Annotated in this window: 20 protein-coding genes and 1 riboswitch; of the genes, 7 read left to right on the forward strand and 13 right to left on the reverse strand. The window is 43.9% G+C overall.

Annotated features, from left to right (window positions below):
• Window positions 1-72: 72 nt before the first annotated feature.
• The 3 genes from ACFOJ8_RS12625 to ACFOJ8_RS12635 all read right to left on the reverse strand — a co-directional run bounded on the left by ACFOJ8_RS12625 (window position 73) and on the right by ACFOJ8_RS12635 (window position 1215).
• A complete protein-coding gene (locus tag ACFOJ8_RS12625; RefSeq protein ID WP_380655839.1) occupies window positions 73-423 on the reverse strand; it encodes a spore coat protein in 351 nt (116 codons plus the stop codon).
• A gap of 11 nt (window positions 424-434) precedes the next feature.
• Window positions 435-641, reverse strand: a complete 207-nt coding sequence (locus ACFOJ8_RS12630) for a spore coat protein (RefSeq protein WP_380655837.1) — start codon at window positions 639-641, stop codon at window positions 435-437.
• A gap of 94 nt (window positions 642-735) precedes the next feature.
• A complete protein-coding gene (locus ACFOJ8_RS12635) occupies window positions 736-1215 on the reverse strand; it encodes a sigma-70 family RNA polymerase sigma factor (protein ID WP_380655834.1) in 480 nt (159 codons plus the stop codon).
• A gap of 208 nt (window positions 1216-1423) precedes the next feature.
• Here ACFOJ8_RS12635 and ACFOJ8_RS12640 point away from each other — a divergent pair, with 208 nt between their 5' ends.
• From ACFOJ8_RS12640 to ACFOJ8_RS12655, 4 genes are all read left to right on the forward strand, one after another.
• A complete protein-coding gene (locus ACFOJ8_RS12640) occupies window positions 1424-1930 on the forward strand; it encodes a competence protein ComK (RefSeq protein ID WP_380655832.1) in 507 nt (168 codons plus the stop codon).
• Between the two features lie 93 nt (window positions 1931-2023).
• Entirely contained in the window at window positions 2024-3577 is a 1554-nt protein-coding gene (locus ACFOJ8_RS12645; RefSeq protein WP_380655830.1) for a hypothetical protein, read from the forward strand.
• Complete coding sequence (locus ACFOJ8_RS12650) at window positions 3555-4349, forward strand: hypothetical protein (protein ID WP_380655828.1); 795 nt, start codon at window positions 3555-3557, stop codon at window positions 4347-4349. Before ACFOJ8_RS12645 ends, ACFOJ8_RS12650 begins: the two co-directional genes overlap by 23 nt.
• Window positions 4350-4566: 217 nt before the next feature.
• Window positions 4567-4983, forward strand: a complete 417-nt coding sequence (locus ACFOJ8_RS12655) for a MarR family winged helix-turn-helix transcriptional regulator (RefSeq protein ID WP_380655824.1) — start codon at window positions 4567-4569, stop codon at window positions 4981-4983.
• Between the two features lie 41 nt (window positions 4984-5024).
• Here the strand turns inward: ACFOJ8_RS12655 and ACFOJ8_RS12660 are convergent, their stop codons facing one another.
• Both ACFOJ8_RS12660 and ACFOJ8_RS12665 read right to left on the reverse strand, forming a co-directional pair.
• The gene (locus ACFOJ8_RS12660) at window positions 5025-5324 is read right to left on the reverse strand and encodes a spore coat protein (protein ID WP_380655820.1); all 300 of its coding nucleotides are present in this window, start codon (window positions 5322-5324) and stop codon (window positions 5025-5027) included.
• Window positions 5325-5351: 27 nt separating this feature from the next.
• Window positions 5352-5579 carry a spore coat protein gene (locus tag ACFOJ8_RS12665; RefSeq protein WP_380655814.1) on the reverse strand — a complete coding sequence of 76 codons (228 nt, stop codon included), beginning with the start codon at window positions 5577-5579 and terminating at the stop codon, window positions 5352-5354.
• Between the two features lie 166 nt (window positions 5580-5745).
• On the opposite strand from ACFOJ8_RS12665, the gene ACFOJ8_RS12670 reads away from it, so the two are divergent.
• Entirely contained in the window at window positions 5746-6495 is a 750-nt protein-coding gene (locus ACFOJ8_RS12670; RefSeq protein WP_380655809.1) for a MerR family transcriptional regulator, read from the forward strand.
• A gap of 33 nt (window positions 6496-6528) precedes the next feature.
• Here the strand turns inward: ACFOJ8_RS12670 and ACFOJ8_RS12675 are convergent, their stop codons facing one another.
• The 8 genes from ACFOJ8_RS12675 to ACFOJ8_RS12710 form a co-directional block, all read right to left on the reverse strand.
• Window positions 6529-7584 (reverse strand): acyl-CoA dehydrogenase, encoded by a 1056-nt coding sequence (locus ACFOJ8_RS12675; RefSeq protein WP_380655803.1) that lies wholly within the window; start codon window positions 7582-7584, stop codon window positions 6529-6531.
• A 7-nt stretch (window positions 7585-7591) separates the two neighbouring features.
• A complete protein-coding gene (locus ACFOJ8_RS12680) occupies window positions 7592-8350 on the reverse strand; it encodes an ABC transporter ATP-binding protein (protein ID WP_380655800.1) in 759 nt (252 codons plus the stop codon).
• Window positions 8340-9122 (reverse strand): ABC transporter permease, encoded by a 783-nt coding sequence (locus tag ACFOJ8_RS12685; RefSeq protein ID WP_380655797.1) that lies wholly within the window; start codon window positions 9120-9122, stop codon window positions 8340-8342. Before ACFOJ8_RS12685 ends, ACFOJ8_RS12680 begins: the two co-directional genes overlap by 11 nt.
• 16 nt (window positions 9123-9138) lie before the next feature.
• Entirely contained in the window at window positions 9139-10131 is a 993-nt protein-coding gene (locus ACFOJ8_RS12690) for an ABC transporter substrate-binding protein (RefSeq protein ID WP_380655795.1), read from the reverse strand.
• 115 nt (window positions 10132-10246) lie between these two features.
• Window positions 10247-10346: riboswitch (TPP riboswitch) on the reverse strand.
• A gap of 110 nt (window positions 10347-10456) precedes the next feature.
• Window positions 10457-10885: a GNAT family N-acetyltransferase gene (locus ACFOJ8_RS12695; protein WP_380655793.1), complete on the reverse strand. Its 429-nt coding sequence runs from the start codon at window positions 10883-10885 to the stop codon at window positions 10457-10459.
• A 12-nt stretch (window positions 10886-10897) separates the two neighbouring features.
• Window positions 10898-11362 carry a DUF2538 family protein gene (locus ACFOJ8_RS12700; RefSeq protein WP_380655790.1) on the reverse strand — a complete coding sequence of 155 codons (465 nt, stop codon included), beginning with the start codon at window positions 11360-11362 and terminating at the stop codon, window positions 10898-10900.
• 12 nt (window positions 11363-11374) lie between these two features.
• Window positions 11375-12790 carry an LCP family protein gene (locus tag ACFOJ8_RS12705; RefSeq protein ID WP_380655787.1) on the reverse strand — a complete coding sequence of 472 codons (1416 nt, stop codon included), beginning with the start codon at window positions 12788-12790 and terminating at the stop codon, window positions 11375-11377.
• 248 nt (window positions 12791-13038) lie between these two features.
• Window positions 13039-14352, reverse strand: a complete 1314-nt coding sequence (locus ACFOJ8_RS12710; RefSeq protein WP_380655784.1) for a nucleotide sugar dehydrogenase — start codon at window positions 14350-14352, stop codon at window positions 13039-13041.
• A 348-nt stretch (window positions 14353-14700) separates the two neighbouring features.
• Between ACFOJ8_RS12710 and ACFOJ8_RS12715 the strand changes: the two genes are divergently transcribed.
• A complete protein-coding gene (locus tag ACFOJ8_RS12715; RefSeq protein WP_380655781.1) occupies window positions 14701-16023 on the forward strand; it encodes a UDP-glucose dehydrogenase family protein in 1323 nt (440 codons plus the stop codon).
• Window positions 16024-16156: 133 nt separating this feature from the next.
• Complete coding sequence (locus ACFOJ8_RS12720; protein WP_380655778.1) at window positions 16157-17287, forward strand: glycosyltransferase; 1131 nt, start codon at window positions 16157-16159, stop codon at window positions 17285-17287.

Raw genomic sequence — 17287 nt, forward strand, 5'->3', positions numbered from 1 at the left:
AAAGTAACCGCTTACACTTTTTGTCGTGAATCCAGCCTGTTACCAGTGAACCGGGGGGTGAGAAGCATGAGATTAAGCTTCGACCCGCTGCCGATCCATTTTGAAGTTACGCGATTTCGGCTGTTCGCTTCGGGCGAGAACCTTGCGTGTCTTCTTCAGTTTCTTCTTATGTTTTTTAGCCTGTTTGTCAAGATCAAAAGGATGATACATATCGTTTGCAATCATGTAGTCCGTAATGCGTGCATGCTGATTTAAAGCCTGTGTCATCTGACGCTTTAACATGTCCCGTATCTCCGGGTTGACTGTTTCCGTCAGCGCGACAGCATAGGCACGCACGGTCGCTTTGGACGAGACAAGCATTTCTGTCGCAATCAGTTCGTCAGTGTTCAAACTGGAATCCTTTAAAATATCATCGAGTGCCACTGTTTTTCCTCCTATGGTAGAAATGCTTGGATTTCTTCTATCGCTTTTTCAGAGTTCTGACGTTCCCGGCGGAGCAGTTTCTTTAATTCCGGATCTTCCACAACTGCCTCCATCATATGTGACTTCAGTAAGTTCGAACGCCTTTGTGTGGTGACTTCATGAAGCTCAAGTGTTTCATGGATGCCAAACTTTGTGCCATTTTTCTCTTTTCCCGTCATGCACTGCCTCCCCAATTTCATATACGCAACTAGAATACCATGACTTTTTGTTTCAAGCACCCTAGAAGCAAATAATCGTAAAATTCAGATCGTCTCAGCATTCATCAAATAGACAATAAAGTTTTTCACGCGCCGATTTCCGCCAGTTCTTAACACTCGATACGCTGTATCCTGACTGCTCGGCAATCTCGCGGACACTGTATCCTCTGAGTGTATATGACAACCACATGAGTTCATATGTCTCTAGTTGATGCTGGGTTGTTTCAAGGGCAAGCATCTCAAGGGGATCGGCACGTCCACCGACACACTCATGCAAGTGGTCGTCGACAGTGACGCTGACCGCATTGGTATATTTTGATACTTTGCGAATCTCATCGATCAGCCGCTGATAGATGCGCGTATAGACAAACTGGGATTCCGTTGCTCCCTTTGCTGCGATATCGTCATAGGTGGATAGGGCACTGAATATCGCCAGTCGACCCACTTGCATATAGTCATCCTTATCAAACTGGATATTCAATTTGTTCATAATGCTGTAGACCATTGGTTCATAACTTACAATTTTTTCATCCATGCAGTTGTCCTGTGACGTATCGATACATCGCTTATTTCCGGATAACTGTATCTTAGAACAAGCTAATCCGAGCAGCGAACGTACTAATAGATAGAGCACTTACTTAAATAAGAGTTAAGTTAACATTTTATTTAATATTGTTAATATTATGTTATATAAATGGGAGTTAGGGTATAATTAACGTTGCAAATACACTAAGGGGTGAATTATGCTTACATCAACATTGCTTAATCCAAGAGTATGCTACATAGAACCACTTGAGCATCCGGAGTTTCTCAGTCAGGCAGTTTATCATGGCCAGACACCTGTACCATCTAAAAATCCAAGTGAAGGCCTAATTGATGAGCTGCTCATCTACTGTCATGCGACCAATTTGCGGGCGAAACGGATGCATCTGAAAACCGCACATGGCATTCACCGTATGGGACCGATTGTCATTGATGAACGTATCCAGTTCGTACTTTTCCCGATAACCGTCAGTCGTACGCGCAATCCGTTTTGGATCAACTTGCATCATTTCCTGCAATTTCAGTCCACTGCCTGCGGGATGACTACCATCCACTTCAATCATGGTATGATGAAGCAGGTGAATGTCGATTACCGCATGTGTGAGAAGCAGTATGAAAAAGCGCTTAAAGTACTGGATCGATCGACAAAAATCAAGGAACAGAGTACGCTCTATATCACGCAGCGGCCACATATTACAGAATTTTGAGCCGAAAGTGACGAATTATTTTACTTTTCCGTATATTTTTCTTTAAACTCTGTAAAAAATTGGGCATAATGAAGGCATGGATGGAGGGGGAGTATGAAGATTCTGGTAGCGGGTGGTATATATATTGATCAGGCATCAGATGGATCACCATTCATTGGCGGTCACATCGTGGCAAAGTACATCGGCAAATACTCTCACCACAACGTCCATCTACATACCAATTTCAGTACTGAATCATCACAAAGCACGAAAGCGCTTAAAAAGTCATTACGAGACGCGGGGGTTGATCCAGCGTTTGCCGGTCGTGTTTCTGCATCTTACGGCACGATAGAGGGGGACCAAGTAACGTCTGGCAGTAATGTATTTGAAACAGTAAGCCATGAGCGGCTCAGAAAAATGACGGATATCGATCTGCTTGTACTGACAACTGACATCTCACAGCGTGATTTCAGGATGCTGCTGAATTACGCTTACCGTCAGTCCATTCCAGTGCTCATCTTTACATGCGGTGAGTATAACTCTTATGATACAGCGCGCGTGGCGCCCTATATTCTAACTGATTCCGGTGTACCCGAATATCATCTACATAGTAACGAACTCAAACAGACGCTGGAGTCACATGGCATCACGGAATCAACTCCTGTTGTGCGTACGCGTCAGGAATTGGTTATGGCACCGTCTAGTGCTGCACTGCGCATTATTGGACAGCTCATCGGCATCAGTGCAGTTCTCGGGCTCGTTGTATTCGGTATCCTTTATGCACTCGGTCTGACAGGGAACCGTGGCATTTACGATACTGATATCGATCCCAATCTAGCAGTGGATCACGAATCGTGTGCCACCATTATGGAGTGTCGCACACTTGGGGACGACTATTTAGAAACGCTTAACACTTATATTGATATCCAGGATGCGCCACATTTGTTTGTTGAGAACCGTACACGCACGCAATACATCACCTACACTGTAGACGACTTCGTCCTTGTAGATGCCAAGGAACATGCGCCACTGCCCATCGGCTCTGTGGATGAATACGAAGCCATCTGGGATAGGATCGTTGCTTTTTTTCCGCATGAATATATCGATACTATCAATCAGTACGAGTTGTTTTCCGATGGTGAGGGCAACACGCTCGCTTTTGTGGATATCAAAGAAGCGGGCGTCACTTTCGCTATGGATATTCGTGACAACCGAGACCGACCGAGCGAATACCGTACACTAATCCATGAATTCGCCCATATCTACTCTCTACCAATAGAAGATTTCAGTCACGACGGCACAGAACTTTCGTATTTAAAAGAAGATACACTCATGGCCGCATTCATCGACCGGTTCTGGAGCCAGTACGGTGAAGACTGGATCGAGAATAAGTTTAAGTCGCAACCGGAACGCCAGGCATTCTACAACAACAATGTCACTGATTTTCATGAACCCTACCAAGCGACTAACCCGAAAGAGGATTTTGCCATTACGTTTGTTGAGTTCGTTACGAGTAGAATGCCAGAATCCAGCAGTCAACTGAAGGATGTCAAGGTGAGATCTTTCTACGAAGATCCAGAACTCGTCAAATTGAGAGTCGACATATTATCCAACATCGTAGAGTATGAGAAAGCGAGGACCATAGATGAAGCTCAAAGTAAAAGTTAAAGATAGCACACTGAAAATTGAGACCATCCACATCGATGCAGAGCAGACAGTACTTCAGCTCATCAATCATCTTGTTGAAAGTGCACTGGCTCCTAGAGACATGACACAAGATTTGACTGTGAAGGGGTATGAAGTTACGGCACATAATAACCTCAGACTATCGACACTGTTCGAGGATACCGATAAAGCGTACATGAGCAATATACATATCAGCATCACACTAACTTTAAAGGACAATACTTCAACACTTGCGAATCAGACGTTACTTGATTATTCAAAAGTCGTTCAAGCAACTGAAAAATACGATGCGGCGTTGAAGTCACTCGCTGTAGTACCTGGCACCGTCTTTTTTGTCCAGCAGGATCAGGAGCAGTATTTGATGCGTCGTGAAAAGACAGGTATCGAAATTTTCCACTTCCGCACCCAGTATCAGGAAGCTTTCGAGGAGGGCGCGCGCAATCCAATAGTATACATAGAATTGAAAACACGAGAGGCGCTGAGTGCCGACGAGCTCAAATGGGTGCGGACAATCATGTTCCCATCACGCAATGCTTGCAATCCATTGATTCACTTAAGCCATCCCCCCATTTCACAAAACCATATCGACCGTATCGCATTGCTGATCCATCGTCTGGTAGTCATCATGGGCAAGTTCGAGGTGTCCGGTGAATACCTTGAAAGTAGTGATATGCACGTACCGACATATGTACAACTTGGTGACCAATGTTCCATCGGCTACATTGAACGAACCCAGCTCGAGGCAATCCGTTGATACAAGATAGACAAAAATTTACCCAAAACTATATTGTGCACAATGTATTTTTGTGTATAATGTTAAAGTAGGATGCATTCCAAATATGATATGTACTAGAGTAGATTGATTTATCAATCTGGTTTCATCCGGACACTATAAAGAGAACTTTATGGACAGGGGAATAGTATGTAGTATTGTTCCATAGCAGGCTGTCTAGAAAAGCAGGTCGAAAACTATGGGTAAACTAAACACACGTAACCTATGCAGATACGTCTATCTGCTGAATGCCAAAGTGGATCATCTGGCAGAGTTCAATACTAGCCAGGGCGTACTAACCCGGGAACAGCTGTATATCATTGAAATGGTTGCTGAGGAGCCGGGACTGACTCAAAAAGTATTGATCAATCGATTGAAGCGGGAGCAGACCTCCATGTCACGTGCTGTACAGAAGCTCGTCGACCAAAATTACCTGATTAAGCGACAGAATCGGGATGATTTAAGGGCGTCCTACCTCGAAGTGACTGAGTTGGGTATGGAAGCCTTGAATGAACTCGAAGAGCCGATATGTGAAATGACAGACGGTCTCCTGGAAGATTTGGATTACGAAGAAAAGAAATCACTGACAGACATCTTGAAGAAGATACATCTATGAAAAAATCCCGGCGGAAATGATCATTTCCACCGGGATTTTTGTTATTTATCTTTAACCAGTTTTTTTACGGTCTTTGCTTTCTTCTTGTCGTGCTTGAGCTGATCTTTAACGTTATGGGCATAGTACATGCCGTTTTCCATCATGTAATCGGCAATCCGTGCGTGCTGATTGCTTGCTTGTGTCAGTTGGCGTTTTAGTACGTTGCGTACTTCCGGGGTCGCTGCCTCAGTCAACGCCACTGCGTATGTGCGAACCGCAGCCTTGGCAGTGACGAGCATCTCAGTTGCGATCAGTTCGTCCTTATTGTCTCCCGCTTTTTGAAGTTTCTCTTCGAGTCCCATCCTGTCATCTCCTCCCTATTCATAGCGCTATGGCAACAAGTCTTGTATCTCTTTGATCACTTTTTTAGAAAGCTTCTTTTCCTTGCGTATAATATCCCGAAGTTTGCTGTCTTCGGCAAGTGACTCCATCAAATCCGACTTCAGCAGTGAAGTTTGTTTGACCGTCATAATTTCATGCAACTCGATAGTCTCATGAACCGCGAGTTCTGGTTTTTCTATTGTTTCAGATTTCTTTTTGCTATCTTTTTTAGCCATGTTGCTCCTCCTTTTATTTACTTAAGCAGGGGTAACTATCTAATAAGGGATTACCCCAAGCAGTTGAATGTAAACACCATGTATTGATTGCTTTCTAAGTTATTATAATTTTTAGTATTGACGTTGACGCCACGTCATCGTTCATTGTATAGATGGGAGGGAAATCATGCTATATACAGTGAAGCATCTTGCCGATTTGGCAGGAGTAAGTCCACGCACGCTCAGGTACTACGATAAGATTGGTCTACTTGTCTCAAGTCGGTCTATTAATGGTTATAGAATTTATGACCAAGCGGCAATTGATCGTCTTCAGCTGATTCTCTTCTATCGTTCACTCGGCATACCACTTTCAGAAATAGGAAGAATCATCGATGACCCGGGGTTCAATGTACTCGAAGCGCTCGAAGCGCACCATCAAACGCTTATAGAGGAACAGAGCCGACTTGCTGAGAGAATCAGGAATGTGGAAAAAACAATTCAGTCGAAAAAGGGAGAGGTAAGTATGAGTAATGAAGAGAAATTTGAGGGTTTCAAAAGAGCTGCACTAGAGAAAAATGAGAGCGAATATGGACAGGAACTACGTAACAAGTACGGAGAAAAAGTGATTAAGCAATCCAATAAAAAATGGATGAGCATGACACAACAGGATAAAGGAGAAATGAAGGCATTAGAACAGGAACTAATAGAAGTGCTAAAGGCCGGCACAACAAGTCATTCACCTGCCGATGACCTTTATCGTCGGGCAGCTAAGCTGCACAAGGCGTGGTTGATGTATTCATGGACAGAGTATTCTGAGGTTGCCCATAAAGGACTTGCTGAAATGTATCTCCAAGATCCACGTTTCAACAAATACTATGAAGATATCGCGCCTGGAGCAGCATCATTCCTGCGTGATGCAATCGTTGAGCATATGTAATAAAGGGAGGTCTGCCTTAGAGCAGACCTCCCTTTATTCAAAGATATCCCCGGTCATATCTATAAGGAGTCCGTGTTGTGAGACTGTCATCAAATCACGATAAATGTGGTTTAATGGATGATCCTTCATAACGACATCCATACCAAGGTGGCGGAATAGGCTCTGGACACCGTGGACTCCATGATGTGCGACATACTTACTGGTTTTAGCGATGTCGTCTGATTGAATCAGCTGACCGTTCTGGTGCTCAGTCCAGGACGTCTCCACTGCCTCGTAAAAATCCTTCCTTGCATCCAAAAAAGCAGTTTCATATTCGTCCAGTAACTGCATTGCATATATAAACCGTTTGGGTGATTTCTCTATCCAGGTGGCTTTTTGTTTTTCCAAGTGCGCACGTGCAGCATCAAAGAAGTGTCGTGTAATACCAATGGCTGTAGCGGCAATGTTAGCCGTAGCAAAAGGTTCGAATGGATAATGATAGACCGCATTATCGTAATGGAAGTGAGGTGCAGCTACATCGAAGCGATAATTTGCTTTGACGTGTGCCGCTTTCACATGGATGGTGTGGCTGCCTGTAGCGCGAAGACCGAAGGCATTCCAATCACGTTCGATTTGGACCTGGTCTGGTGTCAAAGCGAATGCACGTACTAGTCCATTGTCCGTGTCACCGGATTCAATTCTACAAGTAACCGTAAATAGGCTAGCGTGGTCTGCGCCACTCGCGTAAGGCCAAGTGCCATCGATGAGGTAACCGTCGGGTGTCTTTTTTGCAACCCCAAGCGGTCGGTCACTGCCAGCAATATAGAAATCCCGAACATTAAAAAGTGTTTCGACTACGTGGGGATTCATAACGGTCGCAAAAAATCCTGCCCCGGAACCGATCTGAACCAACCATCCGAAGCTGCCGTCAATATAGGCAGTGTCTTCAAAACACTTTATAGCTTCTGGGAAAGCTGTCATTCTACCACCGATTGTATCCGGTACGAACAGTTTAAACAGTTGTTGGTCGTAGATGAGTTCAAGCACTTCGGGATGGAGCATGCCACTTTCCTCCATTTCAACGGCGTGCCTACGGATCGTTTCAGTCATCGATTGCTCAACCATCTCGATTACCTACTTTCAACATCTGATAGATTTCATGCTTTAACTGATTGAACGTCGCATCCAGTGTGATGTCGTGGTGGCGCGGGCGTGCAAATGGTACTTCAATCTCTTTTAGAACACAAGCAGGCTTATCGGACAGGATAAGTATGCGGTCTGACATGTAGAGTGCTTCTTCTATACTATGGGTGATAAATAGCACAGAACGTCGGTCCATCTCCCAGATCTTAAGCAGCCAGTCTTGCATGTCGAGGCGTGTCAGTTCATCCAATGCGCCAAAAGGTTCGTCAAGTAGCATGAGCGCTTGGGGACTGAGCAGGGAGCGAATGAAGGCAACGCGCTGGCGCATACCACCCGACAGGACATCGGGGTAGGAAGACTCATATCCACTGAGTCCTGCACGCTCGAGCCATTCTCTAGCTGCTGTCTTATCGACCTTGCCAGTGATTTCTTGTACTAGTACTACATTGTCCAGAATCGTCCGCCAGGGTAAGAGTGAATCTTGTTGAGGTAGGTAGCTGATGTGTCCCCGCTTTCCATTGACTGATTGCCCTTCGATGGAGATGGATCCTCCATCGGGTTCGAACAATCCCCCAATCAAGTTGAAAATGGTGCTCTTACCACTGCCAGACGGACCAAGCAGTGTCACGAACTCACCTTCGGCAACGTTTAAAGATAAATCATTGAGTACATGGACAGGATTCTGTCCACTGAATGTATGAGTAAGTCTCTGGATTTCCAATTTATTTGCCATCTTTACGTGCCTCCTTCTGATTCGTACTCCATGGCACAAGCCATTTCTCAAGCAACAGAATGAAGCCGAATAATATGAGACTGATTGCCATAATGACGAATATGGCGACAAATACTTGATCCGTACGGAAGGCCGAGGATGCCAGCGTCATGAAGACCCCAAGTCCTTGTTGCGCACCGAGCCACTCTGCAATAACAGCACCCATCACACTGTAGGTCGCTGAAATTTTCAACCCTGAAAAGAGATAGGGGAGGGCACTCGGCCACTCGAGCTTAAAGAATATCTGCCAGCGCGACGCACCAATCATCTGCATATAATTTTTCAATGTCGGACTGGTCTGCCTGAAACCATCAATCAGTGATACCGCGACGGGGAAAAAGCAGACGAGGGTAATGATCAGAATTTTAGGCAGGGCACCGAATCCGAACCATAATACGAGCAGTGGTGCCAACGCAATGATTGGGATGTTCTGTGAGAGCACCATGAGCGGGTAGATACTCTGCCTTGCCCGTGGCATGAGATGAAGCAGCACCGCAAGCAGAATGCCGACAGAAACACCGATGGCAAAACCACCGAGCGCAATTTGTATCGTCGATAAGGTGTGGCCGACCACTCTCGGATAAATAGCGATGGCTTCTTGGATTATTTGGACGGGACCTGGTAACATCCACGCCGGAATATCGAAGATGCTAACACATAACTGCCAGATGATGAGTATTAAAAGTATTGCCATAACGGGTGGACCAAATCGCCACGGTGCGTATCGTCGCATCTACTATGCCTCCAATCTACTCGTGGCCAGGCAGAAATTCATTCGTGAACGCTGCTTCGACATCGAGTTCTGACTCAATCAATTCGTTTTCAAACATCCAGTCACTATAGTTCTGCCAGACCTCTGGTTCTTGATGTCCCCAGTAGGGTGCATCACTTTGATAGACATCAGCAAGCCATTCTTGACTTGCTCTGACAAGATCCGGATCTAGATCGGGTTCAGCTTCAATCAAATGCTCAGCAGCGGCCTCCGGTGATTCAATCGCAAATTGATAGCCTTCTGCAGTCGCTTCAGTGAACGCCTCTACAATTTCGGGATCACTCTCAATCAGACCCTCGTTCGTGATGAGCACTGGCGTATAGAAGTTGAGCGCTTCTGAGTATTCGGTGAAGTCGATCGTATTGAGTGGGAAGTCGCGCAGTTCTGCTTCGACACCGGTCCATCCGTAGTAGATCCAAGTAAAATCGACATCACGCTGTACCGCCGTGAAGAAGTCGGTATCTCCGATGTTTAGGTTATTCACTTCACCAATGTCAGCACCGTCTGCCTGCATGATGGAAGCAATCGTTGCCTCCTCGATTGGTGAACCATAGCCTCCGTATGTCTGACCTTCAAGATCGGCCGGTGTCTCAAGATCTTTTTCTTCGGGTGATGCGAGTACAGAAGTGTTATCCTGAATAATCGCAGCAAGTGAAACAATATCTACCCCTTGCAGGCGGGCCTGGGTGACGTTTTCTTGGGCACTGATGCCAAAGTCTCCATTACCAGTCGCCACTGTCTGTTCTGCACCGGCTTCACCAGGTAGAACGATGTTAACATCAAGTCCATGTGCTTCATAGAATCCTTCTGCCTGAGCAGCATAGATGCCTGTGTGGTTTGTATTCGGTGTCCAATCGAGGACGAAGGTAATTTCTCGGAGTGCTTCGGTATCAGATGCATCATCACCCGCATCACTGCCGCACGCCGATAGAAAAATAGCGAGCATTACAGGAAATAGAACTTTTTTCATATTGAAGCTCCTCTCAAATTAGCGATGCCCAATATCCAGAAATGTAAATCCGGACAAAAAAGACACCTTCCGTATCTGGAGGCGTCAAGAACAGTCAAGAATGTATACGTATACCGTAGATTCTCTACACATTCCCTACGCTGGTATTATCCAGATCAGGTCCAAGGGTCAGGTCTTGCCTTCTCAGCCTGTTCTAGGCTCCCCTATGCATCAAGTATTAAATTGATAGCTCTATTATACCACGATGCAATCTCGCATCCAACAGAGGCAATAATAAAAAGCAGTCTTACAAGGCACTAGGCTATGTAAGACTGCTTTTAAATTATCAGTTTGCGAGAGTTCTTTCCATATAGACATGTGGAATACCAGCATCTTCGAATTCGTCAGAAGACACGGTATAGCCAAGCTTCTTATAGAAATCAATGGCATGTACTTGTGCGCCGAGTTTAGCGCGTGTATATCCGTTTTCTGCCGCATGATTGTGGACGAATGCCATCAGTTCCACACCAAGCCTCCTACCACGGGCCTCAGGTAGTACTGCCATGCGTTCTATTTTGATTAATCCGTCGGCTGCCGGACGATATCTGACCGTCCCGATAGGCTCTTCATCGATCAGCAGTATGTGGGTAGATGCATCTTCATGTTCATCAACTTCCCGGTCCATCGGTACATTCTGCTCCTCGACGAAGACGCGCTTACGGATGGCAAGACACTGATTGTACAGGACATTGTTATCTGCGACTTTAATTTCCATTTAAACGCCTCCCTACATTGCATTTTTGCGTCTGATGGCAGTGAACTGCCAGAATATCTTCAGCTGCTCTAAATTCCAGTGGGCCAAGCCGAGTGACAAAGCAGGCTGTGTGCTGAACTTAATGCCGTTTGCTTCAGCTGCTGCCAGTGCCAGGTACTGGATGTGTGGTTTTAGCTCTTTGAAAGGTGCAGACAACCGTTCATTCTCCCGAATCCAGTCCATTGGCGAGACGAGTTCGAAAATATTGATGTGTCGGTAGATGTCTGGCATGGCGATGATATAGCACGCTGCATCGACCTCCGGGTTCTTCTGCGATTCAGCGAAGTATCCTCTGATGGAGAGAAACATCTCTTTGTGCTCATGACTCTGGTAGTAGTACGTGTTCTCTATAGCTCCCTGACCACTGTTTTTGATCTGGTCTTCTAGATAATCGAACATTTCATTTATGTTTGTTTCCTTGTCGTAGGTTTTTCTCATAACGATCAGCTCCTAGACTTCATTACGTGCTCTATTGCTTTCGGCACCGTTATACTCCTCTGTACTTTCTTCGTAATACTCTTGAGTATTGTCTTCATAGTTGAACTGTTCGACACTTTCCTCTTGGATACCGTCTACACCATTACCATTCTCAGGTGGCCAATAGTTATCCTCTTCGGTAGTTGGACCTTCTTGTGGTATGCCCATACCTGGCTCCTCTGTAGAAGATTCGGATTGTGGTTCTTCATCCGTCGGTTCTTCAGAGGTTCTATCCATACCTTCTTCACCTTCGATACTTTCTTCAGGATCATCTTCCGGGATATCGAACCCATCTCCGAGCCGGCTTTGGAAGCCATCTCTCATGAAGTAAGGTTCCCAATCGGGTCTAAATTCATCCAAGTAGTAGTCATCCACAAACTGGTAGGGAACGATGTAGTCGGATAGGCGGATGTTCATTAGGTCGTAAGGTTCCGGTGGATCGAGTTCAAGTATTTCCCTGAGCGTTTTAGAAATCAGGTATAGATGTTCCTCGTTGGCCCAGTAGAAATATGCACCGTTACGCTCGAACCAGAAATCATCACCGCGCAGCTGTGTTGTATCGAATTCTATACTATTGAAAGAGTAGTAGGCGGCAAGACTGCGGATTTCCTTACTCGACATATTATGTTTGGTGTTATCAGCAACTACCTCAATCAGGTCATCCAGCTTTGTCAGTGCACCAGTACTCTTCGCTTTGCCAAGTATTTTCTGAACCAGCTCGAGTTGACGTTGTCCACGACCAAGATCGGTGTCGATGCGGCGGCTTCTGACTACCGCTAGGGCTTCCTCGCCATCGAGTTCCTGGAGTCCTTCTTCGAGAACAATCTTTTCACCGCGGTCAGTCTGATTCGGTTCTTCCATATCGAATGGTACATCGAATTCCACGCCTCCGAGGGCATCGACCACGTCAACAACAGCGGACATATTAACACGGACATAATAGTCGACAGGAACATTAAGCAATGATTCAACAGCTCTCATTGAACCTTCAGGCCCATTTTCACGGTGCGCATGCGTAATCTTGTCGTAGTAGTTATTTTCTGGGAAGTAAGTTAACGTATCTCTCGGTATGCTGACCATCTTCACTTCATCTTGTGTTTTATCGAAAGTAGCCAGAATCATTGTATCTGTTCTAAAGTCTTCAGAAGTTAGATTATCCTGCTCTTTACGCGTTTCACTTTCATCGATACCCAATATAAGTACTGTAAAACTGTCTAGGGAGGGATCGATGTCGTCAAGTCTCAGTTCCGAACGGTCGCGGTCAGTTGCTTCGAAAGAATCGCTGACTCCCTGTTCGAATGAGGTGAAAAGGTTATAGATATAAACGCCGACAACTACAAGTGCAATAAGTAAAAAACCTAATACTCCATAAAAAATCTTTCTTTTCATAACTTTTTAGACCCACTTTTGTAAATTTATATGTAATGACTCGTCATTATGATTGTAATTATAATACGAGAATAAACAAATGAAAATAGGTGTCCGGTTTGACTGGCATCTAATTTCATACAAAATAAGGCCCATTCAGCCAGACGGCTTAGTCTTGGACGAATGGGCGGCATGAGATAAACATAATGTAAAATCAACAAGTCAAGTGCCGATGCTCATCATGTAATGTGTTTGAGGATCAGCCGGTACTACAGGCTCCAGTAGAAGTAGCCTTTAGATTTTAACAACTGTCGGTCCATGACTCCTTTAATATCTACCAAAACTTTTTTGTCGTTTTTATACATGGCATCAAGTTTATCGAAGTCTGACATGGCGTTATACACGGTATGTGGAACAGCGAACACGACGCAATCAAGATCATTAAGGTCCTCTTGACTACTCAACCGGATATCGAACTCTTCAAGTACAGTTTTCTCATCGGCAATTGGATCGTGTACAAGCACCTCCACGCCGTAATCTTCGAGTTCACGGATGATATCAATGATTTTGGTATTGCGCACGTCCCCTACATTCTCTTTGAATGTCAGACCGAGAATCGCAATCTTTGAACCATCGATGACTTGTTTTGCTTTAATCATCTGCTTGATGACATTGCTTGCGATGTATTTCCCCATGTCATCATTGATTTTTCTGCCAGATAGAATAATCTGAGAGTGGTATCCAAGCTGCTCCGCTTTATAAGTGAAGTAGTACGGATCCACACCAATACAATGGCCACCGACTAAGCCTGGGGTAAAATTAAGGAAGTTCCACTTTGTACCAGCAGCTTCGAGCACAGCTTTAGTATTGATATCCATTTTGTTGAAAACCATGGACAGCTCGTTCATAAAAGCGATGTTGATATCTCTTTGGGAGTTCTCGATAACTTTCGCAGCTTCGGCCACCTTGATGGACTCAGCTTCGTGCACTCCAGCCTCAATTATGGCACTGTAGACGCTCGAAATCTCTTTTAAAGCAGCTTCATCCGATCCGGAAACAACCTTGACGATGCGAGTCAAAGTGTTCTCTTTATCGCCGGGATTGATCCGTTCTGGAGAATAGCCTACTTTAAAATCTTCGTTGTACTTCAGTCCAGATTCTTTTTCGAGAATTGGAATGCAGATATCTTCTGTCGTACCTGGATAGACAGTGGACTCGTAGACTACGATGGATCCTTTAGTTAGGTTTCTACCCACCGTTTCGCTTGCTTTAATAAGGGGTGTGAGATTCGGTGTTTTGTCTTCGTTGATCGGAGTTGGGACTGCGACAACGTGGAATTTGCAGTGTTTCAGTTCTGTTTCTTCGTTGGTGAACGTCATCGACGTCTGCTTTAATGCATCGTTTCCGACTTCGTCTGTTACATCAACGCCAGAAATATATTGATCTAACTTACTTTTGTTTACATCGAAGCCAACGACATCGAATTTCTTGGCAAACTCGACAGCAACAGGAAGCCCAACATATCCGAGGCCGACTACGGCGATTTTTTCTTCTTTACTTTGCAGTTTTTCAAACAAATCCATAATGTCTAGTATCTTCCTTTACGTACGTATTTGTGCGTGCAATATGTATGTACAATCATATAATCTTACAAAGGTTCATTATACAACTTCCGTGTGTATATTGCACTTTTTACTCGTTAGAATATGAAAAGTAATGCCAGTATGCTAGAATTACTAGATGAAACTTAACGGGTAGGACATTTTGAGATACAAGCGTCCTTAACATATTTAAGCTACCTTTTCAGTGTGTTTTGAACATCTCTCATTTACACTACTTTTGAGCATAGCAAATGTATCAGTAACCTTAGTACGATACATAAAAATAACTACTGGATCGGGTTATATAAAAATAGGGGAGCGGTTGAAAGAATGGAAATTTCAGTAATCGGTACAGGGTATGTCGGTCTTGTTACAGGAGTTTGTCTGGCAGACCTTGGCCACCAGGTAATGTGCATTGACATCGATAAAGAAAAGATTGGTACACTCAAGCAAGGTATCAGCCCTATCTATGAAGAAGGATTATCAGATTTACTTAAGAAAAATATTTCAAACAAAAATTTAAGTTTTACATCAGATTATAAAGAGGGATTACGTGGCAAAGAAGTTATTTATATAGCTGTCGGTACACCCCAAGCAATGGATGGATCAGCAGATCTGACCTATGTGGAAAAAGTATGCAAATCAATCGCAAGATATCTTGAAAACGATGCAATTGTTGTAACCAAAAGTACTGTGCCAGTCGGAACAAATGAATGGATCAAGCAAACAATAGAAGGTAATCTCCAAAAAGATATAGAAATTAAAATAGTATCCAACCCTGAGTTTCTTCGCCAAGGGTCAGCAGTCTATGATACATATCATGGCGACCGCATCGTGATTGGCTCAGAGGATGCAGAAGCTTTGAATATTCTTGAGAGCATTAATGCGGACTTCTCCATTCCGATCGTGAAGACAGACCTCAGAAGTGCTGAAATGATAAAATACGCCTCTAACGCATTTCTAGCAGCCAAAATTAGTTTTATAAACGAAATGGCGAATCTTTCCGAACGTATAGGCGCTAATATTGATCATGTTGCTGCCGGCATGGGCATGGATAAAAGAATTGGGAATGCATTTTTGAATGCGGGAATTGGCTACGGTGGATCTTGTTTTCCCAAAGATACTAGGGCAGTGATATCAATTGCTAAAGAGGCAGATTACGAGATGCCGATACTAGAGAATGTCGTAGATTCAAATGAACGCCAAAGAGGTATTATTGTTGACAAGATGATGTCACGTTTTGAAAGATTAAAAAATAAAAAAGTTGCTATTCTTGGTCTGGCTTTTAAACCGGAGACAGATGACATTCGCGAAGCGCCATCCATTTCAGTAACTGAAAAGCTTTTGGAAGCGGGTGCTGAGGTGTGTGCTTATGATCCAGCAGCGAGAAGAAACGCAGAGAAAGTTCTGTCCAACAAAGTGGCTTATGCGGATAGTGTCTCCGAAGCTATAACAGAAGCAGATATCGCAGTGATTCTCACAGAATGGAAAGAGATTAAAAAATTTCCAATTGAAGACTATAAAAAATATATGAAGTCACCCATAATTTTTGATGGTAGAAACTGTTTTACGCTGGAAGAAGCTAAGGATAGCGGTGCCGAATATCACTCAATTGGGCGTCCCGTAGTTCGTGATTCAGTTGTTTATAAATAGGAAATGGAAGCCGATAATATATCGGCTTTTTTTATTTATCCTTCATATTGTGTGGGCTACCAAGTACATTCAATTATGAAGTTAGATATGTTATAATTCGCGGAGTAAATAACGGTAGGGAAGGCTTGAAGTGATGCAGAAGAAAAAAGTATTGTTTTTTATATATCAGATGGGTGCAGGCGGTGCTGCAAGAACTTTTCTAAACATCCTAAACAATATCGATAGGGCGAAGTTTACTCCGATTCTAGTCACTTTGGATTATAATGGTGGTTATGAAACCTATATAAAAGACGATGTGAAAATCATAAAGCTACCAACGAAGCGATTAAGGTCTGCCATACTTCCATTGGCCAAAACAATTAGAAAAGAAAAGGTTGATATAGTCTTCAGCACGATTCCAAACTATAATGTTATAGCGATATTAGGCACAATACTATCATTCAGTCGTGCGAAAAATGTTGTTAGAGAAGCAGCCTTTCTTGGTGGATCCTTAAGAGAAAATATTAAACTTAGAGTCGTTGGCAAATTATATAAGCATGCTGATAGAGTAGTTGCGCTTTCTAAAGGTGTGCAAGATAACATTATCAATCGCTATAAAGTTAACCCGAAAAAAATAAGTGTTATCTATAACCCGGTAGATGTAGACGGTATACAACGTCTGGCAAGACAAGACGATATTCGAGCTGAGGATAAAGAAATTTTAAAACGAGCTAGTAAAATAGTAGTCACGGCCGGCCGACTTGTTGCAGACAAGGACCATCGAACATTGATCAATGCTTTTTCTAAAGTTCAAAGTCGAATCAATGACGCTCACCTTGTCATATTGGGTGAAGGCATACTAGAAGAAGAATTAAAGCAATTGGTGCGAAAATTAGAGCTTGAAGAGTATGTGCACTTTTTTGGGTTCCAGAAAAATCCTTATGCTTATTTCCAGGCGGCCGATCTCTTCGTATTATCTTCTGTCAGGGAGGGATTCGGACATGTTTTGGCTGAGGCGCTTTCTACGGGAACTCCAATTGTTTCAACAGATGCAAGACCTGGTGCTTCAGAAGTATTGGACTACGGTGTATACGGTGAAATGTGTCCACGTTCTGATTCGGTGAAACTGGCAGATAAAATTTGTTCCATGTTATTATTAAGTGATGAGGAGCAGAGAGATATAGTTGAAAAAGGGATTGAGCGAGCGAACCATTTTCATGTCGATAAGATAGTCAGACAATATGAAAATATGTTTTTGCACATATTAGAAGAGAAACATTCGTGA

Source organism: Salinicoccus sesuvii (assembly GCF_042648145.1).
In the GTDB taxonomy this organism is placed as follows: domain Bacteria; phylum Bacillota; class Bacilli; order Staphylococcales; family Salinicoccaceae; genus Salinicoccus; species Salinicoccus sesuvii.